Source organism: Moraxella sp. CTOTU46711, assembly GCF_031975715.1.
Taxonomy (GTDB): Bacteria; Pseudomonadota; Gammaproteobacteria; order Pseudomonadales; family Moraxellaceae; genus Faucicola.
In genome coordinates, this window is record NZ_DALYMP010000014.1 from 1 (window position 1) to 25,655 (window position 25,655).

General features: G+C 42.9%; 26 protein-coding genes. 7 read left to right on the forward strand and 19 right to left on the reverse strand.

The window, feature by feature from the left end:
• Positions 1-136: 136 nt before the first annotated feature.
• Entirely contained in the window at positions 137-292 is a 156-nt protein-coding gene (locus tag RTJ53_RS11615; RefSeq protein WP_007115844.1) for a DUF1328 domain-containing protein, read from the reverse strand.
• 625 nt (positions 293-917) lie between these two features.
• On the opposite strand from RTJ53_RS11615, the gene RTJ53_RS11620 reads away from it, so the two are divergent.
• A complete protein-coding gene (locus RTJ53_RS11620; protein ID WP_312277058.1) occupies positions 918-1,409 on the forward strand; it encodes a hypothetical protein in 492 nt (163 codons plus the stop codon).
• Positions 1,410-1,581: 172 nt separating this feature from the next.
• On the opposite strand, the gene sstT is transcribed toward RTJ53_RS11620, so the two are convergent.
• The 3 genes from sstT to RTJ53_RS11635 all read right to left on the reverse strand — a co-directional run bounded on the left by sstT (position 1,582) and on the right by RTJ53_RS11635 (position 4,946).
• A complete protein-coding gene (sstT, locus tag RTJ53_RS11625; RefSeq protein ID WP_312277059.1) occupies positions 1,582-2,817 on the reverse strand; it encodes a serine/threonine transporter SstT in 1,236 nt (411 codons plus the stop codon).
• 125 nt (positions 2,818-2,942) lie between these two features.
• Entirely contained in the window at positions 2,943-3,410 is a 468-nt protein-coding gene (locus tag RTJ53_RS11630; protein ID WP_312277060.1) for a DNA polymerase III subunit chi, read from the reverse strand.
• 21 nt (positions 3,411-3,431) lie between these two features.
• Positions 3,432-4,946, reverse strand: coding sequence for a leucyl aminopeptidase (locus RTJ53_RS11635; RefSeq protein WP_312277061.1), 1,515 nt, complete (start codon positions 4,944-4,946; stop codon positions 3,432-3,434).
• Positions 4,947-5,314: 368 nt separating this feature from the next.
• Here RTJ53_RS11635 and lptF point away from each other — a divergent pair, with 368 nt between their 5' ends.
• The 4 genes from lptF to RTJ53_RS11655 all read left to right on the forward strand — a co-directional run bounded on the left by lptF (position 5,315) and on the right by RTJ53_RS11655 (position 9,178).
• The gene (gene lptF / locus RTJ53_RS11640) at positions 5,315-6,430 is read left to right on the forward strand and encodes an LPS export ABC transporter permease LptF (protein WP_409418171.1); all 1,116 of its coding nucleotides are present in this window, start codon (positions 5,315-5,317) and stop codon (positions 6,428-6,430) included.
• Positions 6,427-7,500, forward strand: coding sequence for an LPS export ABC transporter permease LptG (gene lptG, locus RTJ53_RS11645; protein ID WP_312277063.1), 1,074 nt, complete (start codon positions 6,427-6,429; stop codon positions 7,498-7,500). The genes lptF and lptG overlap by 4 nt, the downstream gene beginning before the upstream one ends.
• A gap of 1 nt (position 7,501) precedes the next feature.
• The gene (locus RTJ53_RS11650) at positions 7,502-8,167 is read left to right on the forward strand and encodes a DNA glycosylase (RefSeq protein ID WP_312277064.1); all 666 of its coding nucleotides are present in this window, start codon (positions 7,502-7,504) and stop codon (positions 8,165-8,167) included.
• A gap of 189 nt (positions 8,168-8,356) precedes the next feature.
• Entirely contained in the window at positions 8,357-9,178 is an 822-nt protein-coding gene (locus tag RTJ53_RS11655) for a DUF305 domain-containing protein (protein ID WP_312277065.1), read from the forward strand.
• Positions 9,179-9,278: 100 nt separating this feature from the next.
• Here RTJ53_RS11655 and RTJ53_RS11660 read toward each other — a convergent pair whose 3' ends face one another.
• Together RTJ53_RS11660 and RTJ53_RS11665 are read right to left on the reverse strand one after the other, a co-directional pair.
• Complete coding sequence (locus tag RTJ53_RS11660) at positions 9,279-9,605, reverse strand: chaperone modulator CbpM (protein WP_312277066.1); 327 nt, start codon at positions 9,603-9,605, stop codon at positions 9,279-9,281.
• Positions 9,606-9,716: 111 nt separating this feature from the next.
• A complete protein-coding gene (locus tag RTJ53_RS11665) occupies positions 9,717-10,709 on the reverse strand; it encodes a DnaJ C-terminal domain-containing protein (protein ID WP_312277067.1) in 993 nt (330 codons plus the stop codon).
• A 175-nt stretch (positions 10,710-10,884) separates the two neighbouring features.
• Between RTJ53_RS11665 and hisH the strand changes: the two genes are divergently transcribed.
• Positions 10,885-11,520, forward strand: a complete 636-nt coding sequence (gene hisH, locus RTJ53_RS11670; protein WP_312277068.1) for an imidazole glycerol phosphate synthase subunit HisH — start codon at positions 10,885-10,887, stop codon at positions 11,518-11,520.
• Positions 11,521-11,562: 42 nt separating this feature from the next.
• Here hisH and RTJ53_RS11675 read toward each other — a convergent pair whose 3' ends face one another.
• Positions 11,563-12,876 carry a valine--pyruvate transaminase gene (locus RTJ53_RS11675; protein WP_312277069.1) on the reverse strand — a complete coding sequence of 438 codons (1,314 nt, stop codon included), beginning with the start codon at positions 12,874-12,876 and terminating at the stop codon, positions 11,563-11,565.
• Positions 12,877-12,980: 104 nt separating this feature from the next.
• Between RTJ53_RS11675 and RTJ53_RS11680 the strand changes: the two genes are divergently transcribed.
• Positions 12,981-14,357 (forward strand): ATP-binding protein, encoded by a 1,377-nt coding sequence (locus RTJ53_RS11680; RefSeq protein WP_312277070.1) that lies wholly within the window; start codon positions 12,981-12,983, stop codon positions 14,355-14,357.
• A gap of 110 nt (positions 14,358-14,467) precedes the next feature.
• Here RTJ53_RS11680 and RTJ53_RS11685 read toward each other — a convergent pair whose 3' ends face one another.
• The 12 genes from RTJ53_RS11685 to RTJ53_RS11740 all read right to left on the reverse strand — a co-directional run bounded on the left by RTJ53_RS11685 (position 14,468) and on the right by RTJ53_RS11740 (position 25,499).
• Positions 14,468-14,647, reverse strand: coding sequence for a hypothetical protein (locus RTJ53_RS11685; protein ID WP_312277071.1), 180 nt, complete (start codon positions 14,645-14,647; stop codon positions 14,468-14,470).
• A gap of 127 nt (positions 14,648-14,774) precedes the next feature.
• Entirely contained in the window at positions 14,775-16,469 is a 1,695-nt protein-coding gene (locus RTJ53_RS11690; RefSeq protein WP_312277072.1) for an ATP-binding protein, read from the reverse strand.
• 209 nt (positions 16,470-16,678) lie between these two features.
• Positions 16,679-17,386 (reverse strand): response regulator, encoded by a 708-nt coding sequence (locus RTJ53_RS11695; RefSeq protein ID WP_007115827.1) that lies wholly within the window; start codon positions 17,384-17,386, stop codon positions 16,679-16,681.
• 384 nt (positions 17,387-17,770) lie between these two features.
• Positions 17,771-18,187, reverse strand: coding sequence for a F0F1 ATP synthase subunit epsilon (locus tag RTJ53_RS11700; RefSeq protein ID WP_065253551.1), 417 nt, complete (start codon positions 18,185-18,187; stop codon positions 17,771-17,773).
• 81 nt (positions 18,188-18,268) lie between these two features.
• Positions 18,269-19,669, reverse strand: a complete 1,401-nt coding sequence (gene atpD, locus RTJ53_RS11705; protein WP_007115825.1) for a F0F1 ATP synthase subunit beta — start codon at positions 19,667-19,669, stop codon at positions 18,269-18,271.
• 25 nt (positions 19,670-19,694) lie between these two features.
• Complete coding sequence (gene atpG, locus RTJ53_RS11710; RefSeq protein ID WP_065253550.1) at positions 19,695-20,573, reverse strand: F0F1 ATP synthase subunit gamma; 879 nt, start codon at positions 20,571-20,573, stop codon at positions 19,695-19,697.
• Between the two features lie 141 nt (positions 20,574-20,714).
• Positions 20,715-22,259: a F0F1 ATP synthase subunit alpha gene (gene atpA, locus RTJ53_RS11715; RefSeq protein ID WP_007115823.1), complete on the reverse strand. Its 1,545-nt coding sequence runs from the start codon at positions 22,257-22,259 to the stop codon at positions 20,715-20,717.
• 47 nt (positions 22,260-22,306) lie between these two features.
• Positions 22,307-22,909 (reverse strand): F0F1 ATP synthase subunit delta, encoded by a 603-nt coding sequence (locus tag RTJ53_RS11720; protein ID WP_312277081.1) that lies wholly within the window; start codon positions 22,907-22,909, stop codon positions 22,307-22,309.
• Positions 22,910-22,934: 25 nt separating this feature from the next.
• Positions 22,935-23,405, reverse strand: a complete 471-nt coding sequence (locus RTJ53_RS11725) for a F0F1 ATP synthase subunit B (protein ID WP_036594652.1) — start codon at positions 23,403-23,405, stop codon at positions 22,935-22,937.
• Between the two features lie 79 nt (positions 23,406-23,484).
• The gene (atpE, locus tag RTJ53_RS11730; RefSeq protein WP_007115820.1) at positions 23,485-23,727 is read right to left on the reverse strand and encodes a F0F1 ATP synthase subunit C; all 243 of its coding nucleotides are present in this window, start codon (positions 23,725-23,727) and stop codon (positions 23,485-23,487) included.
• Positions 23,728-23,754: 27 nt separating this feature from the next.
• Positions 23,755-24,630 carry a F0F1 ATP synthase subunit A gene (atpB, locus tag RTJ53_RS11735; RefSeq protein WP_219300284.1) on the reverse strand — a complete coding sequence of 292 codons (876 nt, stop codon included), beginning with the start codon at positions 24,628-24,630 and terminating at the stop codon, positions 23,755-23,757.
• 467 nt (positions 24,631-25,097) lie between these two features.
• Positions 25,098-25,499 (reverse strand): ATP synthase subunit I, encoded by a 402-nt coding sequence (locus tag RTJ53_RS11740; RefSeq protein ID WP_312277073.1) that lies wholly within the window; start codon positions 25,497-25,499, stop codon positions 25,098-25,100.
• Positions 25,500-25,655: the final 156 nt, after the last annotated feature.

Sequence of the window (25,655 nt, forward strand, 5' to 3'; positions counted from 1 at the left end):
TGACAAAAAAAAATAACCTTTTACATTTTTAACACTTTGCATCAAACAAACGTGTCTTCATATAGTAAAAGGTTATTTTAAGCGTGTTTGGTACAATCATACCAAATCAAATAGACCTATCTTATTACTTTAGTGTTTAAACTTTTCGGCTAATAAAGGCGATAATAAATAAAATAACCGCTACTGCCAAGAACACATATGCCAAGTTTGCAGATAAACCTGCCACACCACCAAAACCTAAGAAACTAGCAATCAGTGCGATTACAGCAAAAATAATAGCCCAACGAAACATGATAACTCTCCTTTTTTTATTGTTTTCAATGTCCTGCTTCTATACTTTGAAACTTTTAGACATTTTGCATTTTAGTTGTTAAAGCATGTTGACCTATGCTTTATCACATGACTGCATATTAAAATGATTCTATCAGGTTGTAACGAGCAATTTTGTAAGGTTTGTGGCATTCTCATAGCCGTTGTATAAAAAAGTGCAAAAAAAAGCCCTACAAGGTTGATGACGTTGACGCTTCTAGTAAGCTTTAGTAAGTTTTGCAACGCTTTGTTAATACATTCCGGTAACTGGTCTTTTAGTCATACCATAAAATTTATCCTAAAATGAAATTTGACGGCGTTTCATTGACAATTTCACTGATTGTTAACGCTACCGAATAACTTCCTTAATGCCAACAGGGTTTATTTACGCATTCTCAACATTTTGTCCCCAATCCTTACATTCTTGTGCCGGATGATTGTTCTATAATGACACCTAGGCGTTTAGTACTCCCCTAAAGTATTTTCTTGAGAACCATTTTCTTGATAAATGATAATACGGTCATATTTGGGGATTATACTAACTACCTACTATAACTATAGAAAACAAGCTAGCCATTAACCTAGCAATCAACAATGAGGAAAAAATTATGAAAAAATTAGCCACAACGCTTACTGCATTAGTGATAGCAACCGGTCTTACGGTCAGCGCCCAAGCAGCGACTAAAGTAACGACTACGACCAAATCAACTACCACACACAAAAACGTAGCAACGGCAAAAGCAAAACCGCAAAAAGCTACTCAAAAATCCACAAAAGCATCAAAAAATACTCACAGCACCAAAGCTTCAGCCAAGGCTAAAAAAGGCAGCAAAGCAAATCCAAGAACCAGTGAAGTAAACATTGATATCCCAGCTGACCTAAAAATCGACGAAAGCAATAACAAATCTGTTGCGCCAACCGCACCTATGAATACTCAACCAAATCCTGCGGTTGTAGTACCTGTAGCAAAAGTTACCCAAACAGGTCCTGCGGTTCAATCAGTCAGCGTGCAACCTGTTGATGACAATACAGCGATTGCCTCAACAACAACGACCGTACCCGTTGATGTACAGACCGTGCCTGTTGTAGTAAACCCATAATCGCTAATTGTTGAATAATTTTTATAAAAAAAGATGCCTGCGTGGCATCTTTTTTTTGTGGATTATTAGTTAATTAGTCTATTGATTATTTGGACAATAAAAAAGACACGCTTGATACCCTTTTTTATTGTTCCTTTTTTATTGTTATATAGCTCAAAATCTTTAGCAGCTTTTAGCGATGATAAGCGTATTTGGGATCCGCTGCTGCAGTGAATAACACATCCGTTGATGAGTTGAGTGCTGTCTCAACCGAGTCTTGTACTACCCCAATAATAAAGCCAATCGCAACTACCTGCATGGCAATGGTGTCAGGAATATTAAAGAAACTACAGGCCAACGGTATCAATAGCAATGAACCCCCTGCAACGCCTGATGCCCCCGCCGCAGCTAAGGTAGATACCACCGCTAACAACAGCGCAGACCCGAAGTCCACATGAATACCTAACGTATGTGCCGCTGCCAATGTCATGACATTGATGGTAATCGCTGCCCCTGCCATATTAATGGTGGCACCTAGTGGAATAGTGATTGAATAGGTATCTTCATGTAAACCCAATTTATGCGCAAGGTTTAGATTCACAGGAATATTGGCAGCTGAACTACGAGTAAAGAAGGCGGTGATGCCACTTTCTTTAAGACAGGTAAATACCAGTGGATAAGGATTTTTGCGGGTTTTGACAAATACAATCAATGGGTTTACAACTAAAGCGATAAATGCCATAGAGCCGACCAACACTGCTAACAAACGGGCATAACTTAATAACACCGACAGACCGGTTTCAGCAATGGTTTGTGTCACCAAGCCAAACACACCCAATGGCGCAAACCAAATCACCCATTTGACCACGCTTGAGACCGCTTCCGCCAAATCGCTAATCATTTGCTTGGTATTATCTGAGGCATGGCGCAAGGCAAGACCCAAAATCGCCGCCCACGATAACACGCCCATGTAGTTAGCATTGACGATCGATTTGACGGGATTTTCCACCATGTTAGTCAATAGTGCTTTTATCACTTCTGCTAAGGATGACGGTGGCGTCTGACTGACTTCACCGGCTTTTAAAATCAATTCGGTTGGAAATAAAAAGCTTGCTACTACCGCCGTCAAAGCTGCCAAGAACGTACCTGCCATATACAGCACCATGGTTGAGCGGACATTGACCTGAGTGCCTGATTTATGCTGACTGATAGCGGCAATGATTAAGATAAACACCAACAACGGTGCAATCGCTTTTAACGCACCGACAAACAACGCACCCAAAATTGAGATGGTTTGCGCCACACTCATGGATAAACCGCCGATGATAGTCGGATTGGCTAATGAACCGACTAAGATACCCAGTATCAGCCCTATCACAATCAAAGGCACCAACCCCACGCGCTGATACGCTTGGATAAGCTTTAACATAATAACCTCTTAATATTTCACCGCAAAAATGGCTGATATATTAACATTTTTTAACAATTTGCATAAATTATTTTTAAAATCGTCAACTTGACAATTTAAAGCTACCAACTTACTGAGTATAACTGTTAGCGTATTTGAAAAACTTGGATGGTAGGTTGGCTGTTGGTTGCTAGGGCTTGTAATTGTGCTTGATAAGCGCGGTATTTGTGACGACCACTTTCAACGTGTTCGGGGGCGGCGTCGATGACTTCTAGCAGGCGGCTAGCTTGGGTATCTACAATTGCTTCGTTGGTGAGATTGATGACGACGCCATCAAATTGGGTGACAAGTTCAATATTATCGGTAAGTACCACACTGGCAGGGAGTTTTTGGTGATAAAAGGCATCAAGTTGCTGGATAATTTGGTGGGGAATAAACGCCACATCACTCAATGACCATAATCGGTCATCAAGTGAGGGTAATAGCTCGGACGCTGCCACTACGATAATGCTATCCTCGCTTTTGGCTAGCACGGTTAAAATCAGCTGGCAGACGAACGCCAGCTGTTTTTTTTGCGGGGATAAAATATAAAAACTAATTTGCGAGGCCATCATTAGGGGTCAGCGTCCTATCGCCTAGACTGCATCTTGGGCAGCTTGGCGATAAAGATAATGCATCAATAGCGGTACTGGACGACCGGTTGCGGTTGGCTCTTTGCCCGACTGCCATGCCGTCCCTGCGATATCCAAGTGCGCCCAAGGAATATCTTCCACAAATTTCGATAAAAAACACGCCGCTGTGACTGACCCTGCCGGCATACCGCCAATGTTTTGCATATCTGCCATGTTGGATTTAAGCTGCTCTTGGTAGTCATCATCCAGTGGCATGTGCCAAACACGGTCATACGCTGATTCACTAGCTTGTTCAAGCTCAAAAATCACATCTTCATTGTTACTGTATAGACCTGAGCGCACATAACCCAGCGCCACGATACACGCCCCAGTCAAGGTTGCCATGTCGATAATCACTTTTGGCTGATAACGCTGTACATACACCAAGGTGTCGCAAAGTACCAAACGACCTTCCGCATCAGTATTGAGGATTTCCACGGTTTTACCATTCATCGCGGTGACGATATCACCAGGGCGAGTCGCTGTTCCTGAAGGCATATTCTCTGCACAAGCGAGTGCGCCAACGACTTGTAGCGGTAGACGCGCTTCACATAGCGCTTTAATCATGCCCATGACTGCAGCCGCACCGCCCATGTCATATTTCATCTCCCCCATACCCAGACCAGGTTTGAGTGAGATACCACCACTGTCAAAGGTGATGCCTTTGCCTACAAGTACAATCGGTTGCTCTAGGCTTGATTTTTTGCCTTTGGTTTTGCTGGTTTTGTCTTTTTTGGCGGCTTTGCCATTGTACTCAAGTAATACTAGCTTAGCTTCATGCGCGGAGCCGCGAGCCACTGCCAAAAAGCAGTTCATCCCTAATTGCTGCATGTCTTTTTCACCCAATACTTTGACCGTCAATAGCTCTGGGTATTGATTTGCCAAGTTTTGTGCTTGCCCTGCAAGATAGGCAGGGAAACACACATTCGGTGGCTGATTTGCCAAATCTTTGGTGAGTGCTTGACCTTGGGCAGTCGCCTGTTGCAACTGTAGCAGGGTGTCAAACGCGGCTTGGTTGTCTGCGCTGACCAATAAGGTCACGTCTTTTAGCGTCGGTTTATCCGCTTTTTGCGATTTATAAATATCAAAGGTATAGCTTTGATTGAAGAGGGCTAATGCCAACTGACCAAAACTCACTTCATCAATACTATCGCCTAAACTAATCACGGCAGATTTGGTAAGACGGCTCAAACTTGCATAAATCGCTTTGGCAATTTTTTGCAGGCTACCGCCGTTTAATTTGTCTTGACTGCCCACGCCAACCAATAACAGACCCGTATTGGTTTCTGTGCCATAACTGATTGCGGTGTCGGCAAGCTTACCCTTAAAACGACTCGCTTCAATCAAGCGACTGACAGCGGTTTGTAGCTCACTCGTTAGTTGCCCCATAGTTTGGCTATTGTCACCTACCAATACCACGTGATAGCTATTCTTGACCGTTTTTTTAAGCGCGGTCGCTAGTGTCAATGTCAAACTCATTTAAGCTCCTTAATTATTGTCATCAAGAAATAACTATTATCATAGCATACCTATTATCGTATTTGGGTTATCACATTGGGCGATGGGATAGAAGGCGTTATTGCGTAGGGTAAAATGCGGTTGTAAAAAGTCTTTGTAAAAATTGGCTTTGATAAAGCGGCTGTAAAAAGTGGTGGTGAAAAGTCATTGTGAAATGTTACCTTACAGTATTCATATTCATAATCTCTCGGCAACGCGCTAAAATAGCCGATTAACAGATGCGCTCAATGGTATGATGTCGTACAATATTGGCATTTACTTCCCTACCTGTTTGAATTGATTAATTTTTGAGTAATATTAGGTGGTTACTTGTGATATTACGACGCTATATGACGCAACAAGTCGCCGCTAATACTGCGATTGTGCTGTTATTTCTGATGGCGCTGATGCTCGGCGGTCGCTTAATCCGCTATTTTGGTATCGCCGCAGAAGGCAGGCTGGATGTGGGTTTGCTATTTGCTATTATTGGCTATAACATTCCAACCTTTCTTGAGCTAATTTTACCGCTGTCATTTTTTATCGCACTGATGCTCGTGCTCGGTCGTATGTACGTGGATCAGGAGATGAGCGTCCTGTTTGCCAGTGGCATCAGTCGTGGCCGTTTGACACGTTTGATGATTCCGCTGATTACTGGGTTATTTGTATTTCAAATGGGAATTAGTCTTTTGGCAAAACCATGGGGACTGTCTAACAGTGAGCAGATTTGGCAAACCCAGTCGCTCGGTAGTCTGCTTGATTTAGTGCGTCCAAAAACCTTTATCAGCAGTGGTAACTATCACCTGTATGTCGATGAGTTTGATAAAGAAAAACGTGAACTCAAAAATCTATACGTGGTGCAGCAGCAAACCGATAAAAGCGGCAAAATCGCCAAAAACGATGTTATCATTACCGCCACGCGCGCCTATCAAGTACCCAGTAAAGACACGGATAGCTCAATGCAGCTAGATTTGTTTCAGGGTCGTCGCTATGAGCTTGGCACCAATCAGGCCAACTATAACCAAGCCAGTTTTGAAAAATATCGCATTACCCTAGAAAAACCTGCCAGCGAAAAAATTACCGAAACCAATGTCGAAACTCAAACTACTGCCAAACTTCTCGCCAATACCCAAAAACCCGAAGTCAAAGCCGAGCTGGGCTATCGCTTTACCATGCCGTGGCTGATTATCATTGCGGCGATGCTTGCTACCCCGCTTGCACAGGTACGCCCCCGTCAAGGACGCTGGCTTCGTTTGTTACCTTCAGTGCTCATATTTGCTAGCTGTGCGATTAGTATCATTTCGCTACGCACTGCCATTGGTAAAGAACGCATTAGTGAGTACGCGTATATTTGGCTAATCGTTGGTTTTATCGCATTTACATTGTTGTTAAATTGGCAAAGCCGCGTGGTACATCGTGTCCGCTATCGTCGCCAAAGTCGTCAGTTGTCCCCAGGCGGTCAGCCATGATTTTATCTCATTACGTTAAAAAACAAGCGCTTTTTGCCATGACAGGGGCTATCATTGGTCTTTGGCTACTTAAAGTCGTCTTTGATTATTTGGCAGAGTTGCAGGATCTCAATGATCATTACAATTATTTAGATGCCTTGCGTTTTATTGCCTATAATGCACCCAGTGATTTACTCGACTATATGCCTTTTGGGACGCTGTTAGGCGCAGTGGTAGGTCTAGGCTTGCTTGCCAACACCAGTGAGTTGACGGTGATTCAAGCAGCAGGTATCAGCCGCTTTAAAATAGTCGGTTGGGTGATGCAACCAGCGATTCTTTTTGTCATTATCGGTCTATTACTTGGGCAGTATGTGGTGCCAACTAGCAATCAGTTAGCGCACCAAGTCAAACATGACAAGCCTTTGCTATCAAGTGCCATTAACGGTTATTGGGACAAACAAGCCAACCGCATCATCAATATTGACTATGCCAATACCAAAGGCGAGCTCAAAAACATTAAAGTTTGGCAGCTAGACGACACTGCCCATATCCAGCAAGTGCTGCAAGCCGATACCGGCAGCTTTGTCAGTCAAAATACCGCCGATAAGACATCGGGCTGGCAGCTGCAACAAATCAAACAATTAACCATTGCCGCCGATGGGCACAGTCAGTTGACTACCATCCCGACTATGACGGTGCAGTTACCTATTGAGCCGTCAGCGATTTATCTGTTAACACGCAGCCCTGATAACATGTCAGTGACCGAATTATGGCAGCACCAACAGCTCTTAGCCAAAGACAAACGCCGCTCGCTTGAGCATGAAGTTGCCTTTTGGAAAAAACTATTGTCGCCTTTTGCCATGCTATCGTTAGTGTTGGTTGCTTGTTCATTTGTATTTGGCTCCTTGCGTAACCAAAGCTTGGGCTATCGCATTGTGATTGCTCTGCTCTTTGGCTTGGTATTTAGTTATCTGCAAGATTTGGTCGGGTTTGTCAGTCTAAGCACGGGATTTTCACCGTTTTTTATGGTGCTGTTACCGATTATTGCCAGTGCTGCGCTTGGCGTGTATTTAATTAGAAATAAAAACTGATATGTCTGCTAATTTATTGACTGACCCGCGTGTCGAAGCCCATCCGTTTGGTAACTTCTTTTTTGCTAATACCAAAGTCTTGATGATGGGTACCATGCCGCCCACACCTGATAAATGGTGCATGGCATTTCATTACCCCAATTTTTATAATGATATGTGGCGTATCATGGGCAAGGTGTTTTTTGATGATATCGATTATTTTCGAGTTGGTGACGAAAAACGCTTTGATGCCGAAAAAATCAAAGCATTCTTACAGGCTTATAAAATCGGTGAATGTCCCTCAGTGACTCATGTCATCCGCGAAAAAGGCAATGCGGCTGATGAACATCTGACCGTGGTTGCTACGGTTGATTTGGGTAAAGTTTTGGCACAGCTTGAGCAGGTCAAGTGGATTTACACCACCGGTGGCAAAGCCACAGAAGTGCTGATAGCGCTGGTGAACCAAAGTATCAGTGACCCCGCGTCACCCTATTTTGATCCGAGCCAAACACCCTATAAACTACCAAAAACCAATCAGTTTCTTGAAGTTAACGCTTTTGGGCGAGCATTTGGTATTTATCGGTTGCCATCGACCTCGCGCGCTTACCCGCAAAGCTTGGAGAAAAAAGTAGCCGCTTATCGCGCGTTTTTTACTTTGGCGGGGATATTGCCCGCAAGCGGCAGTTAGCATAATCGACAGCTAGTACAATCGGCAGCTAGCAAATGATAAGCAAGTTGCCATGACACAATTGATATAGTCACTGTGATTACCCTACTTTATACTCTTGCCTAAGACTGATAATCAATGCTGACAGTTAACGCTTACAATCATCATTTCAAAACACACCGTATAAAATCAAGGCATGGGAGCCGATGCATGTCCAACACCGCACCATCAATCTTGCTTGTCATCGCAGTTATCAGCATGATTGGTTGTGAGCAATCTGATTCTCAGCAGCCAGCACCCCCGACCGCTGCCGCCGTGACCGCGCCCCAAGAATTTGATGATAAACCATTGCCTCAAGTATTAGACACACAGGCAATCAATAAAAACATGCTTACCGTCAGTCAACTGGCGCAAGGCTATGTGATGCCTGACTCAAGTACCATCAATGACTATCAAGAAGCGTATTTTACTGTTATCAAGCAGCCAAGCATCGATGCGGCTGCAGCGAGTGACCCAAACGCCCTCAATCAATTTGACTATATACCCATCTCGCCTGATATGATTTTTGTCAAAGCTATGCTGAGTCATTTTGATGAAACCATCGCGCTTGCCAGTATTGAGCAGCGATACGGCAAAAACCCTGAACTGCTAGGTTTAGCCCGAGATATTATCAGCTCACGCCAAAATGAATCACAAATATTACAGAATTGGCTTGCCATGCAACTGATTCAAAACACCGCGGACCCTAATCAGCCGATGGCAGATAGTGTGGCAGCCCAGCAAGAAATCGATAGCATTATCAATGATATGCAGCAAGAAATGGTGGACACGGTCATGACTAAAAATGCCGATCAAGCGTTCGCCCAAACCGTGCTCATTCATCATAAAGGCGCGATTGCGTTCTCACAAGTAGTTGCCAAATATGGTAACGATGACAAAGTGCGTAGCCTTACCAATACCCTAATCGATACCCAACAAGCCGAAATTCAACTTCTACAAAATTGGCTTCGTAACCACGGTTATGCCCAATAATCGTTTACTATAGCAAATAAAAAGGGCGGATTATCACACTATGACCCGCCCTTTTTTAAGATTAAATTCACCTAATTGATGTTGGCTAACTTGATGCTTGCTAGCTGTCATCCACATCATGAACCATTCGCGTGAGCGTGATTTGCCGCTGTAACTGCCGAAGCGGTCTTAGCTCGTCAAGCAGCGATAGTATCAAGCCAATCGCTTGTGGACTGGCATCAAAATCACGGCGTAGGCGTGAGGCAAGGCGCACCGTTGTCAATTGTGCGCTATTAAAATAGGGCTGGCTGTCGATGGCAGGCGTTTCAGCATAAATAATATCTTCATCCATTAGCGCTAATATCCAGCTTTTATCCCAACTACTCGCCATAATCAAATCATCTAAGGTTAACCGTAATGATAAATCCGTATTGGTGGTTTGAGCCATGTTGCACTCCTGTTGTGTCTCTATAGTTATATTTGGTGCTTGTTTGTCATTTTTTTTATTATACTGCCTATTTTATTGCTTCGTTATCAATACAGCTTAATTATCAATAGATTAGCGTGTTGGCACAAATGAGGCAAATGCCGATTTGAACGCTTCAAACGCTTGGATATCTGCGTCTGTATCGATTTTTGGCAACACGATATTTAAGCTTAAATATAAATCACCGGCTTCTTTAGCTGGGATACCTTTACCTTTAAGGCGCAGATTGGTACCAGTACGGCTATTTTTCGGTACATTGACATTGACCTTGCCAGCAGGCGTGTTGACCGTGATTTGACCGCCCATAGCTGTTTCCCAAGGCGCAACGTCTACCGTTTGAAAAACGTCTTTGCCTTCTACACGGATATTGTCTGGGTGATTAAATTTAATTTTTAGGTACAAATCGCCATTATCACCGCCATACGGGCTTGGATTGCCTTGTTTTGCCAAGCGAATTTGTTGTCCTTCGGCAATACCTTTGGGGATTTTGACTTCAATGGTTTTGGTTTGATAATCCAGCCCTGTCGCGGTTTGTACGGGTAAATTTAGGCTGATTTTACGCGTATCGCCTTCATAAGTGGCTTTTAAATCAATTGATAACTCGGCGTGCTGATCGTCGCCTTTGGTTGAGCGTTGCGACTGTCTGCCACCAAATCCGTCTGCAAACCCGCCTGCCCCGCCCCCGAATGTCGAGAAAATATCATCAAATCTAAAGCCACCCGCGCCTTGCGACTGACGACCGCCAGCCCCACCGCCAAACTGGCGAAGAATTTCATCCAAATCTGCTTGGCTCATATTGGCATTAAAGCCCTGACCGCCGCCCATGCCGCCAAAGCCTTGACCCATATAAGGATTGTCGAGCATCAGGTCGTATTGGGCGCGTTTTTCAGCGTCCTTGAGCGTTTCATAGGCGTTATTGATTTCACCCATTTTGGCGTCGGCATCGGGTGAATCGTTGATATCAGGGTGATATTGTCGCACCAGTTTGCGATAGGCTTTTTTAATATCTGCTTCACTGGCTTTTTTATCGACGCCTAAAATGTCATAATAGTTTTTTTCTGCCATTATTATTGTCCTTACAATTTTGCGAATAGTGCTATTCGCGCAGCAATGTGATGATATTAATATAATGGCTATTTTGGCATTTTTCAAAACTTCTTTGGTAATTGACGATAGATTAGCGCCAAGTGATATCAGCGCTTAATCGCAGTTTTGGGCTTTTTTGACAACAGGATAACAGATGACAAAGGTTGCATTGTTAGATTATGGCATGGGTAATTTACATTCGGCGGGTAAAGCCTTGACGGCAGTGGGCGCTGATGTGTCAATCACGCGTGACCCGGCGGTGATTGCGGCAGCAGACAAAATTGTCTTTCCTGGCGTAGGGGCAATGCGCGACTGTATGGCAGAGATGCAGGCAGCAGGTATTGCTGATGCCGTCAAAACGGCTGTATTTAATAAGCCTGTAATGGCGATTTGTGTCGGGATGCAGGCGTTGTTTGAGCGCTCAGAAGAAAATGACGGGGTAGACTGTCTAGGGGTATTGGGCGGTGACGTCAAACGCTTTGATGATCATTGGCTAGATGACAAAAACGAACGCATTAAAGTGCCGCATATGGGTTGGAATACTATCACCCATATGGATTTGGCGCATCCGCTATGGCAAGGGATCGAAGATAATACCCATTTTTATTTTGTGCATAGTTTTTATTGTGTGCCGTCTAACATCTCAATTGTGGCGGCAACCTGTGATTATGGCGTCGAGTTTTGTGCCAGTGTGATTAAAGATAATTTGTTTGCGACCCAGTTCCACCCCGAAAAAAGCCATACCGCAGGGTTGCAGCTATTGAAGAATTTTGTGGAGTGGAAAGTTTAGTTGTTAAAAACAACAGTAAAAGGGCGCGATGTGCGCCTTTTATTATTGCTTGGCATAAACCGCTCGCACCACTTCCCCAATCGTGGCAATGCCTTTTCTCAAGGTATCATCATCTTGCGCGATGCTTAAGCGAATGCACTCATGGGCGTGTTTAAAGTTTTCAGTATCGACGCCAACAAAGAAATGCTCACTAGGGATAATCAACGTGCCTTTTTCTTTTAAGCGTTGATATAGCTCAACTGTCGTGATTGGCAAGCCTTCAAACCAGACCCATAAGAAAATCGCGCCCTCAGGCTTGTGGATTTTCATCGCATCATTTGGCAAGTCGCCCAACTCTTGTTTTAGCAGCTGCACGGCTAATTTGGCTTGTCCTTGATAAAACGGACGAATATGATTGTCTGACAAATCTTTTAGACGGTCATCTTGCAGCAGTGGCGTAGCAATCGCCGCGCCAAAACGGGTCGGCGCTAGATTGACAATGGCGTTTAGGCTGCTAATCGCTTTGACCACCTGCGGATTGGCAACCACAATCCCTGTACGCACCCCAGGCAAACCGATTTTTGATAGGCTAAAGCACAAAATAATTTGCTCATTCCAATTGAGCGTGGCTTGGCTATAGATGATATTGGGAAACGGCATCCCATACGCATTGTCGATAATCAATGGTATATCAAAGCGCTTGGCAATCGCTTCAAGGCGTGCCATTTCGTCATCGGTCAGCACGTTGCCTGTTGGATTGGTGGGGCGTGAGCAGCAAATTGCCCCAATTTCGCCGTTGTGCAATTCAGCCAAATTTTCTAGGGTGTCAAAATCGACTCGGTATTTAAAAAAACCGTCTTCACCTTGATGTTGCACAAATTCAATGCTGGGTGGCACTGCGATAAAATGCTGCTCATCCACATGGGCATCGGCATAACCCACATATTCTGGGGCAAGTGGTAATAGAATTTTTTTATCAATGCTGCCTTGTGTAGTATCGTCAAACTGCCCCCCAAACAAATTAAATAAATAAAAAAATGCGTTTTGTGAGCCATTGGTCAGGGCGATATTGTCTGTGGTAAGTCCCCAATCATAATGGCGATTAAAAAAATCTACCAATGCTGCAATAAACTTGGAATCGCCCTGCGGCGTTGAGTAGTTTCCGATATTTTCGATGGCCATTGAGCCCATATCACCTTCGGCTAGGGTTTTAAATACCGACCAATAGGTTTGATTAACTGTATCAATCCGTGCTGGATTGCCACCGCCGAGCATATTAATCGGTTGCTCGCTGTTAAGCGCGTTGCCCAAATCATCCATTAACTGCAAAATACCGCTGTTTTTGGTAAACTTTTCACCAAACTTTGAAAACTGCATGATTGCCCCTTTAATTTTGCCAAGCTATCTGCGTATTATAACAGGATGCAAGTGCCGTTGCCCGTTTTGACTCAGCTGTACAGCCACTATCAGGATACCCCAGCATGAAACCGCATTTACCCAAACTCAAAGGCTATAGCCACACTTGGCAAACCACCTTGATGGTGATGTTGATGGTACTGGTGAGCGTGGCATTGTCGCTGTGGTTTTTTTGGCGCAGTCTGTATTTACCAGAGCTACAAAACCATGCGACTTATCTTGCCAATCAGTTGTTGATGATTGATAAAGCGGATAAAGATTTTAAAAACAATCCCGAGCTTAAAAATTGGATTATTGATGCCTCGCATATTAACGTGATTACTGACCCACAACAAATACCTTCTTTTCAAGAAAAAACCTTGGTAGATTATTTTACCCAGCGGATGGCAACACAGATGGAAACCGTGATGCAGCGTCCTGTATCGGTCAATTTTAAATTCAAACCCGTACCGATTTTGTATATTCAAGACAGCGCACATCCGGATGTTTGGCTGCAAGAGCCCGTCAAGTTTTATGCCAAATATAGCCCAACGTCGATTTATTTTTTCTTATTGGGGATTCCGCTTGCCACGTTGCTGACTATTTTGTTTTTGGTCAGACAATTAAATCGCCCGCTCAAACGCCTACAAAAAGTGGCGATTGATTACATCACCCTTGGACATGCCAACAATTTGGTGACCAATGAAGGCTCAACTGAGATTCGTCAGGTGAATTTGGCATTTAACCGACTGTTTCATAACCTGACCCAAACCCAAAAAGAACGCAATATTATGCTCGCTGGTATTTCCCATGATTTGCGCACGCCTCTGACGCGGATGCGACTCACAGCTGAGATGCTACCTGATGAGTTTTTGAGGGAAGGGCTAGTGTATGACATTGAGGACATGGACGCGATTTTGGAGCAGTTTATTTCATTTATGAAAGATGGCTCAGATGAAGCGGTAAGATTGACCAACCTGCGCCCAATCATTAACGAGATTGTGGTGCAGTTTGCCCCCACCCCATTTATTATCGATATCCAAGATGAACTGCCTAGTGTGCCATTGCGACCCTTATCCATTAAGCGTCTGATCGTTAATTTGGTCAATAATGCTTGTCGCTATGGTCAGCCGCCCATTCATATTGAGATTAGTATTGATGATGATCTACAGCCTACTGAGCAAGTAGTCACTGATGAAAATCTAACGCCAGAGATAACCTCTAGACAAAAATACTTAACCATCAAAGTAAGCGATGAAGGGGAAGGCGTTGCCGAAGATCAGCTTGAGCGGATTATGCAGCCGTTTGAGCGGGGCGAAACGGCACGTACCACGCAAGGAAGTGGACTTGGGCTTGCGATTGTAAGCCGCATTACTCACCTGCACAATGGTAGCGTCATCGCTCGTAATCAGCCCAATGGCGGCGGTTTAGTAGTGGTGGTGAACATTCCGATTATAGAATAAAGCTGACAGAAGACTAATTGGTTGATTAATAGATTAGGCTAACCATGATTCCTTAGTAACTTTGGTATTGATAGCTTTGTTTTTGATAGCTTTGGTTTGGTTAGCCATTTTTACTTTTTAGCACCAATCATGGGGGGTAATTCACTTGACACATTGGTGGCTGTGACAGGGTGAACCAAAGCTGCGCGCGCCTGTGACACGGACTGGCTTTCAGTAGGTTTGCGCAAAAAACTATAATAACCAAAAACAGACATGTTGAGTACCACTAAGGCTAAAAACAGGTAACGCATGCCATCCTCGCTTGTGATTATTCTGCTCATCGGTTAATTGATATGCGCAAATTTTGCTAAACCATTGCATCACTCACTAAAATTTAGCCCAGTCTGAGCAAATTTGCAAGCGTTACTGGTAACGAGCTTATGACCCTTGCTCATCCGTGTATTTTTTCTCGCTACTTTTTTGGGTAATTTCATCCGCTTCAATACTTGAAGCTAGCTGGCTTTTTGGCCACTTCATGATAAATCGCGCCCCACCCAAGGTCGGGCTTTCATCCACTGACATGCGACCATTAAACCAAAACGCAATTCGAGACACGATTGATAAGCCAAGACCATAACCACCCGAGGCACGGGTACGACTATCATCCAGACGCGCAAATGGGATAAAGACTTTTTCACGGTCTTTTTCTGGAATACCCTGTCCATCATCTTCCACACTGATAAAGGCTTCATTTTTTTCTAAGCCTGCTGAGATGATAATGGTGCTTTCGGCATAACGGGTGGCATTACCTGCCAAGTTTTGCAACACGCGGTGTAAATAGCGTCTATCGGCTTGTGCAAACGCACCTTTTTGCACCTTACCTACTTTGACGGTGACAGGTTTACCAAGCGCATTGGTCTCACGGACAATCTGCGAAACGAGTTCTTGCAAATCGACATCTTCCCAGTCCATTTTGGGCGAGCCTTCTTCAAGCTTGGCATAGGTCAAAATCTCATCAATCAAGCCATTAAGCGATTCGATATCCTGATCGATATAATCACGCTGACTCATCCGATCGTCATAATCATCCGTATCAGCCAGCATATCCACGGCAAAGCGAATACGTGCTACTGGGGTGCGCAGCTCATGAGATACGGCACGGGTCAACTCGCGCTGTGATTCAATCAAACGGCGGATGTGCTCAGTCATACTATTAAAGGTTGCGGCTAGATGGGCAATTTCATCTTCGCCCACGACTTTTACTTTAGTATTGAGCTTACCCTCGCGCACTTTGGTGATACCGCTTTGAATCAGCTGCAATTTACGCTCTAATGGGAAAATCAGCGCATACACCCCTAGACTAATCAAGAACATACTAATGAGCGTGATACTAATAATCAGATTAAGCGGAAACCAGTTAAATAGCGGAATGGGTCCCAAATCCACCACGGTATCTTGGATTTCAGTCGGTGCTAATACCCGAATCGATGAATTCTCTACACTGGTATTGTCACGGAACATAATCACGATGTCTTTGCGATACAGGCGCGCTTTTTGGTCGGTATCAAGCTGCAGTTTATTAATGGATTGCAAGGTGAGCTTAAAAGGGAAAAATTTTTGAATTTGTTGCAAGCGTTGCTGTTTTTCTGCCAAAGTACGATAGTAAGACAAATCATCGAGTAGCAATACGCCTACCCCTTTGATTTGTTGCTCACTGAGTTTATTAAAACTCACATGCAAAACGTTGTTTTCACCCGAGACTTTATGATAAATCTCAGCCGTATTGGTATCACTATTAAAACGTACTACGGCTTGTTGTTTATTAAGTCGATTGATCTCGCTGGTTCTAAAATCTGCTTTTGAGGTCGGTTCGATATTAAACTTGGTATCAAATAAAGTACTGACATCAGAGAGCCAAAAATTACGCTCTTGGGCAGTGACTTGGCGCGACAAGCCTGAATCAATGAGATAAAATGCCGCTGATGCCATATCCTCGCGATAAGTCTGTACCCGCTCTGCATTGATAGTGGTGATAAGCAGTTGCGCAAAAAATGCAACCAACAAACAGATAAATAACAGACCTGCATAAATTCGCAGAAAAATGGACTGGTTTAAGGAGGATAATAGCGGCATAAAAATCTAGGGTTAAGGTCAATAGATAATAGCCGTATTATTACCTAGCAAAATTAATATTACAATGTAAAATTCATGAAGCGACTGTCTAGTAACGTAGTAAATTGTTGTCCTAAACCTTTCAATCTATAAGTAGCAAAATACACAGCGACAAAAAAAGCCAGCTTGATGCTGACTTTTTTATCGATACTGTGTTTATCAATACTATGTTAATTTTCTTTGACAAACAGATAACCTTTACTGCGAACTGTTTTGATACGTTTTGGGTTTTCTGGATCGTCACCAATTTTTGGACGGATACGAGAAATACGTACATCAATCGAGCGGTCTTGACCGTCATACTCAATACCACGCAGACGTTCAAAAATGTCTTCACGCGATAAGATACGACCCGCATTGGATGCTAATAACCACAGCAAATCATATTCCGCACTGGTAAAGTCAACAAGCTCATCGTTCAAAGTAACCGAACGACCGCCGTTATCAATAACCAAATCGCCAAATTCAAGACGCTGCGGCACTTCATCGGTTGGCGCGGTATCAGAGCGGCGCAATAGCGCACGAATACGTGCTAATAACACACGCGGTTGAACCGGTTTTGCTACATAGTCATCCGCACCCATTTCTAGACCTAATACTTGGTCCATATCTTCGGTACGCGCGGTTAACATTAAGATAGGGTTATGAAAATGAGGACGCACTTCACGGCATACCGTCAAACCGTCACTACCTGGCAACATCACATCAAGCACCACCATGTCAGGCTGCTCAGCCACAATACGACGAATGGCACGGTTACCGTCAGTTTCAATTGCCACATCTAGACCATTTTTACGCAAATAATCTTGGGTCAAGGTTGCAAGACGCTCATCATCCTCTACAATCAATACGCGGGGTATCAACTCTTCTTCTGACATAATTTCCTCCAAAAAATTTTATACATACTCTTAATACTTATATCAGAATATATCTTTATTTATCTATCAGCAATAGGTAATGAAAGTTTACGTATTACCTGTACTACTACAATATAATTGAATTAATTTAGCGAAAAAATAGCCAATTTAATATTGTTAAAACGTAACTAAACATAAAAAAGTATAAATACCACATATATAAATCTGCGAAAGCATACGATATAAGGTTGTCTATTTAATAACTGATAAAATTTTCTTGCTAGCTTTGGTTTAAAAGATAATTAGCAGATTTTTAACCACTCTTGTTTTAAGCACTTATATCTTTAACCATTCATAAAAAAACAGTGGTCATAGCCACTGTCTTTAAACACGTTCGCATCAAAATTAGGCACGGTTTTTGAATTTTTGTAAGGTTTGCAATTGTGCCAAAGATTCTGCCAATGCTGCCAAAGCCGCAGAAGTGTCAATATCTGCTTTTTGATTTTGCAAGGTTTGTTCTGCATGACGACGTGCTTCCAAAATTTTGGCTTCATCTAAGTCATTCGCACGTACTGCTGTGTCTGCCAATACCGTCACTAAATGCGGTTGTACTTCTAAAACGCCACCTGATACATACACCATTTCATCATTGCCATTGCTAGTTTTGATCTGCATGGTACCTGGTTTTAATAACGTAATAAAAGGAATATGTCCTGGCAAAATACCGACTTCACCTTCTACACCAGTAGCAATTAACATGCTAATCTCACCAGAGTAGATAGTTTCTTTCGCACTGACGACATTACATTGTAAAGTTGCCACAGTTCTCTCCTATGGTATTGCAAAATTAGGTTGATAAAACCCTGTTAATATAGTTTAAATTAACAGGGTTTGATTGAGAAATTAGCCGCGTAGTTTTTCTGCTGCAGCAACCACTTCTTCAATACCACCTTTCATGTAGAATGCTTGTTCTGGCAAGTCATCATACTCACCATTCAAGATTGCTTTAAAGCTTTGAATGGTTTCACGGATTGGTACATATTTACCAGGTGAGCCGGTGAATACCTCTGCAACGTGGAAAGGTTGTGACAAGAAACGTTGGATTTTACGTGCACGGTACACCACTAATTTATCATCTTCTGATAATTCGTCCATACCCAAAATCGCAATAATGTCTTTCAACTCTTTAAAGCGTTGTAACACTTCTTGAACGCCACGAGCAACAGCATAGTGCTCTTCACCAATGACCAATGGGTCTAACTGACGCGACGTTGAGTCGAGTGGGTCAACCGCTGGGTAAATACCTTGTGAGGCAATATCACGGCTCAATACCACTGTTGCATCTAAGTGAGCAAAGGTTGTCGCGGGTGATGGGTCAGTCAAGTCATCGGCAGGAACGTATACCGCTTGAACAGAAGTAATAGAACCTGATTGGGTTGAAGTAATACGTTCTTGTAGTACACCCATCTCTTCTGCAAGCGTTGGCTGATACCCTACCGCAGATGGCATACGACCTAACAATGCTGATACTTCGGTACCCGCTAGCGTATAGCGATAAATATTGTCAACGAACAATAATACGTCACGACCTTTACCGTTTTCATCTTTTTCGTCACGGAAGTATTCCGCCATAGTCAAACCTGTCAGGGCAACACGTAAACGGTTTCCTGGTGGCTCATTCATCTGACCATACACCATCGCAACTTTATCAAGTACGTTTGAGTCTTTCATCTCGTGGTAGAAGTCATTACCTTCACGAGTACGCTCACCTACACCAGCAAATACCGATAAACCTGAGTGTGCTTTTGCGATGTTATTGATAAGTTCCATCATGTTAACGGTTTTACCAACACCTGCGCCACCGAACAGACCAACTTTACCACCTTTAGCAAATGGGCACAGTAAGTCAATTACTTTAATACCGGTTTCTAAAAGTTCAGTAGAATTTGATTGTTCATCATAGCTTGGCGCTTCACGGTGAATCGCCCAAGTGTTGCTATGCTCTACCGGACCTGCTTCGTCGATTGGGCGTCCTAAAACGTCCATGATACGACCTAGGGTACCTTTACCCACAGGTACAGAGATTGGTGCGCCAGTATTGCTAACTGGTAGACCACGTTTTAGACCTTCAGTAGAACCCATGGCAATAGTACGTACGATACCATCACCCAATTGTTGTTGTACTTCTAATGTAGTTTCTGTGCCTTCAACTTTTAAGGCATCATAAATTCTTGGTACGCTTTGACGGTCAAATTCAACGTCAATAACCGCGCCAATAATCTGTACAATACGACCGCTACTCATTACGCTCTCCTTGAATGTAGGTCAATTATGAAACAGCAGCAGCACCGCCAACGATTTCCGAAATTTCTCGGGTAATCGCCGCTTGACGCAGCTTGTTGTAAACCAATTGTAATTCGTTAATTAAGTTACCTGCGTTATCCGTTGCTGCTTTCATAGCAACCATACGTGCAGACTGTTCAGAAGCAATATTTTCTACCACACCTTGATAGACGATTGATTCAACATAACGTCCCATCAAACCATCCAGCAGCTCTTTGGTAGTTGGTTCATAGATGTAGTCCCAGCTGTGTTCACGATTTGCCATCGTTTCATCAACCAAAGACTCAGCCGCAATCGGTACTAAGCGTTGCACACTAGGATTTTGGGTCATGGCATTAACGAATTCGTTATATACCATGTAAATCTCATCAATTTCGCCACGATTATACGCATCCAGCATTACTTGAACTGGCACACTAAGTTGCTCAAAGCTTGGGTTGTCACCGTAGTGAGTTTCCGCAGCAATCACCGTACCACCAAATGTTTTAAAGAAGCTTACGCCTTTTTGACCAATCACCGCAAAACGCGTTTCAACCGATTGGCTTTTTTGTTGTTTAACGTGCTGCATCAATTTTTTGAATAAGTTGATATTCAAACCACCTGCAAGACCACGGTCAGAACTGACTACAATATAGCCAACACGATTAACCGCACGAGGTACTAGGTAAGGATGTTTGTAGTCTGGTGAAGCTTTAACTAGATGAGAAACCACTCGACGCATGCTATCAGCATAAGGACGACCTAGTTGCATACGTTCTTGGGCACGTCGCATCTTACTCGCTGCAACCATTTGCATGGCGCGAGTAATTTTCTGGGTACTTTTAATACTAGCAACTTTTGCTCGAATTTCTTTTAAACTTGCCATAAATAATCCATACAGCCATGTTTAGTTTCAGTCCACGCCCATTGATATAACATGGACGAAATTTGGAAAAATGAACAAAGTAATCATAACCCCTTTGTTCATTTGTTCTATGACAATGCAGTTCTAAAATTTCAGTAAATCTTAGAATGAATGATTTTGCTTATAGTTTTCAATCGCTGATTTGAATTGGTTTGCGATATCATCATTATAGTTGGCAGTGTTATCAATGTCTGCCATAAAATCACCATGTTGGTCACGTAGGTAACGTAACAAACCTGCTTCAAATGCCCCCACTTTGTTCACTGGGACATCAGCTAGATAACCTTCGTTAGAAGCATAAATTACCGCAGCTTGTTCAGCGATGCTCATTGGTGCGTATTGATTTTGTTTCATCAATTCAGTCACACGTTGACCATGGTCAAGCTGTTTACGGGTCGCGTCATCTAAGTCAGAAGCAAATTGTGCAAACGCTGCCAATTCACGATACTGTGCTAATGCAGTACGGATACCACCTGACAATTTTTTGATGATTTTAGTCTGCGCTGCACCACCAACACGAGAAACTGAAATACCCGCATTCACCGCTGGACGGATACCTGAGTTAAACAAGCTTGACTCTAGGAAGATCTGACCATCCGTGATTGAAATCACGTTGGTTGGTACGAATGCTGATACGTCACCTGCTTGGGTTTCAATAATTGGCAAGGCAGTTAATGAACCTGTTTTACCTGTTACAGCACCGTTGGTGAATTTTTCTACATACTCAGCGTTCACGCGTGAAGCGCGCTCTAATAGACGTGAGTGAAGGTAGAATACGTCACCTGGGTAAGCCTCACGTCCTGGTGGACGACGTAATAGCAATGAAATTTGACGATAGGCTACGGCTTGTTTTGATAAGTCATCATAAATGATAAGCGCATCTTCACCGCGGTCACGGAAGTATTCACCCATAGTACAACCAGAGTATGGCGCGATGTACTGCAGCGCTGCAGGTTCAGAAGCAGATGCAACCACAACCGTTGTATAAGCTAGTGCGCCTGTTTCTTCTAGTTTACGTACCACGTTTGCGATGGTTGAACGTTTTTGACCAACGGCTACGTACACACATTTAATGCCCGAGTGTTTCTGCGCGATGATCGCATCGATTGCCATGGCTGTTTTACCAGTTTGGCGGTCACCAATGATAAGCTCACGTTGACCACGTCCGATTGGAATCATGGTATCAACAGCTTTATAACCTGTCATTACTGGCTCATCAACTGACTGACGGTCGATAACGCCTGGGGCGATTTTTTCAACTTTATCCGTTAACTTGGCGTTAATTGGGCCTTTACCATCGATAGGATTACCCAGTGCATCTACCACACGACCTAAAAGCTCGGGTCCAACTGGTACTTCTAAAATACGACCAGTACAGTAAGCTTTTTGTCCTTCTTGGAGATTCAAGTATTCACCTAGAACAACCGCGCCGACTGAGTCTTGTTCAAGGTTTAGCGCCATACCATATACGCCACCTTCAAACTCAATCATTTCGCCGTACATGGCATCTTCAAGACCATGAATCTGTACGATACCGTCAGATACCATGACAATAGTGCCTTCGTTCTTTGCTGTGGCACCCGCAGTCAGGTCTTGAATTCGCTGCTTAATCAGATTACTGATTTCCGCTGGATTCAATTGTTGCATTGCACTGTTCCTTAATTTTTACTGACTAGAATCAATTTTGTTGAAATTTATGCAGTCAGCTGTGTTTTTAACTGTTTTAATTTGCCACGTACAGAGTCATCGATTACTTTGTCACCGACCTTGATCGTCACACCTGCAATTAGGGCAGGGTCTACATTGACATGTAGTACGACCTTCGCGCCTAGGGAGGTGGCAAGTCGGTGTTCAATGAGTTGCTCTTGCACTTGCGTTAATGGATATGCCGATGTGACATATGCATGAACTTCTTTTGCATCAGCGGCTTTTAATAAACCAAAACGCTCATTGATACTGGGTAATAATGCCAAACGATCTTGCTCTGCAAGTTGCGTCAAAAAATTAACAAAAGCATTGGAATCTGCTTGTGCCCCACCCTCAATAGCAGTGCTTAAAGTTTTAAACACGGTATTGCTATCTTCAGATGAACTTTGGTTATAAAGGTCTTTTAAAGTAGCGACTTTAGCTTGTGCAGCAACTGCTGGATTATTAATATAATCGGCAAATGCTTTATCACTAACGATGGCATTCATCACGTTTAAGTAATCTTGCCACTCATTGACAGCGTGATGCTCTTTAGCATAATCAAATGCTGCTTTTGCATAGGGTCTTGCTAAGGTTGATAAATCAGCCATCATATCCTCACTGTACGGTTGCTACTTATAACTTGGCTGCCAATTGGTTTAACATATTGGCATGAGTTTCTGGATTGACCTTTTCTTGTAAGATTTTTTCGGCACCGAGTACGGCAAGTTCTGCAACCTGCGCGCGTAAACCTTCACGGGCTTTATTAATTTCTTGATCAATTGCTTCACGCGCTTGCTGACGAATACGTTCGCCTTCCACTTGTGCTTGCACTCTGGCATCTTCAATCATTTGATTGGCGCTTTTGTTCGCTTGGTCAATGAGTGAAGCGGCTTTTGCTTTTGCTGCGATAAGCTCTTGCTCTGCAGCTTGTGATGCAGTTGCTAAGTCTGCTTTGGCTTTTTCGGCAGCATTTAGGCCATCTGCGATTTTACGTTGGCGATCCGAAATAGCAGCAACCAAAGGCGGCCACACAAACTTCATGCAAAACATCACGAAGATGGCGAATGCAATCGATTGTCCAATTAGGGTTGCATTGATATTCACTTAGAATCCCTCGTTAATTAAGTTTCTTCAATCCTTGTCCACATAAGATGATGTGGACATTGTACTGATAGTGTACCTATTAACCTGCTAAAGGATTTGCGAATAACAATAACATTGCAATACCAACACCGATCATCGGTACGGCGTCAAGAAGACCTGCCACGATGAACATACGAGTTTGCAATTGTGAACCTAGTTCTGGTTGACGAGCGACGCCCTCTAAGAATTTGCCACCTAAGATTGCAAAGCCAATACCTGTGCCTAGTGCACCTAAACCGATTAGCAAAGCAACGGCAAGAACGGTCATACCTTCTAGAGTCATTGATGTATCCTCATTACTGTTTTGAAATTAATGTTCAGTTTGTGATGCAAGGCTAAGATAGACAATGGTTAGCATCATGAAAACGAACGCTTGCAAAGTGATTACTAAAATGTGGAAGATTGCCCACGGTACTGATAACACCCATTGAATCCAAAATGGCATAAGGGCGATTAACACAAAAATTAATTCACCTGCATACATGTTACCAAAAAGTCGTAAGCCAAGTGAGATAGGTTTTGCGATTAGAGTTACAAACTCTAGGATAAAGTTCACTGGAATCAATAAGATTTTAGCGATTGGGTTTTTTGCGCTAAATGGATGAAGGGTTAATTCACCAATAAAACCGCCAAAACCTTTTTCTTTAATACTATAAAAAATGATCAGTGCAAATACTGAGAACGACATACCAAGCGTCACATTTGGGTCGGTACTTGGTACGACTTTCATGTAAACATGGTGTGGGTTATGTCCTAGCAGACCACCAATTTTTTGTGCAATGACAGGCAAATAATCAACTGGCAGAAGATCCATGAAGTTCATCAAGAAAATCCACACAAAAATAGTCAGTGCTAATGGCGCAATAACCTTTGATGTGCCATGATAAGTATCACGAACGTTACTATCAACAAACTCCACAATCATTTCAATAAAAGCTTGCATTTTGCCGGGTACACCCGAGGTTGCTTTTTTTGCCACCATATAAAAAATGGCACAAAAAAGCACCCCTAAACCAATCGACCACAGCATTGAGTCTAAATGAATCGCATTGAAACCCATTTCAGAAGCTTGCTGTTTGGTTTCGGCAACTATCCAACCTTCTGTTGGGTGATTACCGAAAGTCCAGTTTGTCAAGTGGTGATTGATATACTCATTTGAAGTAATTTCTGCGTTTGCTTCTGCCATAATCTTAACTTCTTTTTTATATTGAGCTGATAATAGAGGGAGTTAGCGTCAGATATTTTGTCTAATCACAAAAATTTGTAACTTAACACTATAATCGTATCTAACTGAGCTGATGATACTCAATGAGAAGTGCAAACATGACGTCAAAGGCACATCGAGGCGTTTAAGCAATCTGCTTAACTAAGGTGATGAACCGTGAATAAACGGATTGTTTATCAACGTAATAATATAGGCTATCGACCTACTGTGTTTTGCTTGACTCAAATAAGTGGGTCATCAGTAAAACATATATGCAATTGCTTGAAAACTAATTCTTTTTAGCCAATTAGCGCTGCGCAATCGCACCTTTAAAAAATTTTCACTATATTAATTCAACTGTTACCTTTTTGTAAAGGATTAAATGGATTTATTTGTGATTTAGTTTAGGTTATTTCTGTTATTACCAAATAATTGTAAATAGCCTTTTTTTACCAAGGATTTCGGTAAGTGATAATGAGGTAACTCATTTGCAAAATTATATAGCCCGCGAATACCGCAATGGCGTTTAGCGGTTTTAACAGCAGAAAAATCAGTGCAAACCCAACAATGGTCAACACCCATTTTGCCATATGGGCTTGGTAAAAATGATGAACAATTTGACGACGCTGCTGATAGCCCGATTTGCTCAGGGAAATTTTAGCAAAGATGATTTGACTCACCCACCCTAGCACACTACCTGCTAGCAGATTTTTACTCACCGCATACTGGCTATTGCCTTGCCAAACATCTAATACAATACCGATGGCAACCAGCCCAAGTATCAGCCACGACTGCTTGTTGATGGATTGTTGGATAGACTGTGGGTTAAATGGCTTGGCAGGTTTTGACATAGCAAAATAAGGGCTAGCTGATTGTGGGCAGGAATGATGAAAGTAGTATAGCAGAATCTTGATTAAAAATTTGGCTAAAGGTTGTTTTATCTATGCTGACGTTAATCGACAGTCATTATGAATAGTGTGTTATTAGGCTTGTTATATTGTCGGGTA

What these genes read in the sequence shown, in the direction of transcription:
- RTJ53_RS11615 (WP_007115844.1), bottom strand. Translation starts at nt 292, where the DNA reads ATGTTTCGTTGGGCTATTATTTTTGCTGTAATCGCACTGATTGCTAGT.
- RTJ53_RS11620 (WP_312277058.1), top strand. Translation starts at nt 918, where the DNA reads ATGAAAAAATTAGCCACAACGCTTACTGCATTAGTGATAGCAACCGGT.
- sstT (WP_312277059.1), bottom strand. Translation starts at nt 2,817, where the DNA reads ATGTTAAAGCTTATCCAAGCGTATCAGCGCGTGGGGTTGGTGCCTTTG.
- RTJ53_RS11630 (WP_312277060.1), bottom strand. Translation starts at nt 3,410, where the DNA reads ATGATGGCCTCGCAAATTAGTTTTTATATTTTATCCCCGCAAAAAAAA.
- RTJ53_RS11635 (WP_312277061.1), bottom strand. Translation starts at nt 4,946, where the DNA reads ATGAGTTTGACATTGACACTAGCGACCGCGCTTAAAAAAACGGTCAAG.
- lptF (WP_409418171.1), top strand. Translation starts at nt 5,315, where the DNA reads ATGACGCAACAAGTCGCCGCTAATACTGCGATTGTGCTGTTATTTCTG.
- lptG (WP_312277063.1), top strand. Translation starts at nt 6,427, where the DNA reads ATGATTTTATCTCATTACGTTAAAAAACAAGCGCTTTTTGCCATGACA.
- RTJ53_RS11650 (WP_312277064.1), top strand. Translation starts at nt 7,502, where the DNA reads ATGTCTGCTAATTTATTGACTGACCCGCGTGTCGAAGCCCATCCGTTT.
- RTJ53_RS11655 (WP_312277065.1), top strand. Translation starts at nt 8,357, where the DNA reads ATGTCCAACACCGCACCATCAATCTTGCTTGTCATCGCAGTTATCAGC.
- RTJ53_RS11660 (WP_312277066.1), bottom strand. Translation starts at nt 9,605, where the DNA reads ATGGCTCAAACCACCAATACGGATTTATCATTACGGTTAACCTTAGAT.
- RTJ53_RS11665 (WP_312277067.1), bottom strand. Translation starts at nt 10,709, where the DNA reads ATGGCAGAAAAAAACTATTATGACATTTTAGGCGTCGATAAAAAAGCC.
- hisH (WP_312277068.1), top strand. Translation starts at nt 10,885, where the DNA reads ATGACAAAGGTTGCATTGTTAGATTATGGCATGGGTAATTTACATTCG.
- RTJ53_RS11675 (WP_312277069.1), bottom strand. Translation starts at nt 12,876, where the DNA reads ATGCAGTTTTCAAAGTTTGGTGAAAAGTTTACCAAAAACAGCGGTATT.
- RTJ53_RS11680 (WP_312277070.1), top strand. Translation starts at nt 12,981, where the DNA reads ATGAAACCGCATTTACCCAAACTCAAAGGCTATAGCCACACTTGGCAA.
- RTJ53_RS11685 (WP_312277071.1), bottom strand. Translation starts at nt 14,647, where the DNA reads ATGCGTTACCTGTTTTTAGCCTTAGTGGTACTCAACATGTCTGTTTTT.
- RTJ53_RS11690 (WP_312277072.1), bottom strand. Translation starts at nt 16,469, where the DNA reads ATGCCGCTATTATCCTCCTTAAACCAGTCCATTTTTCTGCGAATTTAT.
- RTJ53_RS11695 (WP_007115827.1), bottom strand. Translation starts at nt 17,386, where the DNA reads ATGTCAGAAGAAGAGTTGATACCCCGCGTATTGATTGTAGAGGATGAT.
- atpD (WP_007115825.1), bottom strand. Translation starts at nt 19,669, where the DNA reads ATGAGTAGCGGTCGTATTGTACAGATTATTGGCGCGGTTATTGACGTT.
- atpG (WP_065253550.1), bottom strand. Translation starts at nt 20,573, where the DNA reads ATGGCAAGTTTAAAAGAAATTCGAGCAAAAGTTGCTAGTATTAAAAGT.
- atpA (WP_007115823.1), bottom strand. Translation starts at nt 22,259, where the DNA reads ATGCAACAATTGAATCCAGCGGAAATCAGTAATCTGATTAAGCAGCGA.
- RTJ53_RS11720 (WP_312277081.1), bottom strand. Translation starts at nt 22,909, where the DNA reads ATGGCTGATTTATCAACCTTAGCAAGACCCTATGCAAAAGCAGCATTT.
- atpE (WP_007115820.1), bottom strand. Translation starts at nt 23,727, where the DNA reads ATGACTCTAGAAGGTATGACCGTTCTTGCCGTTGCTTTGCTAATCGGT.
- atpB (WP_219300284.1), bottom strand. Translation starts at nt 24,630, where the DNA reads ATGGCAGAAGCAAACGCAGAAATTACTTCAAATGAGTATATCAATCAC.
- RTJ53_RS11740 (WP_312277073.1), bottom strand. Translation starts at nt 25,499, where the DNA reads ATGTCAAAACCTGCCAAGCCATTTAACCCACAGTCTATCCAACAATCC.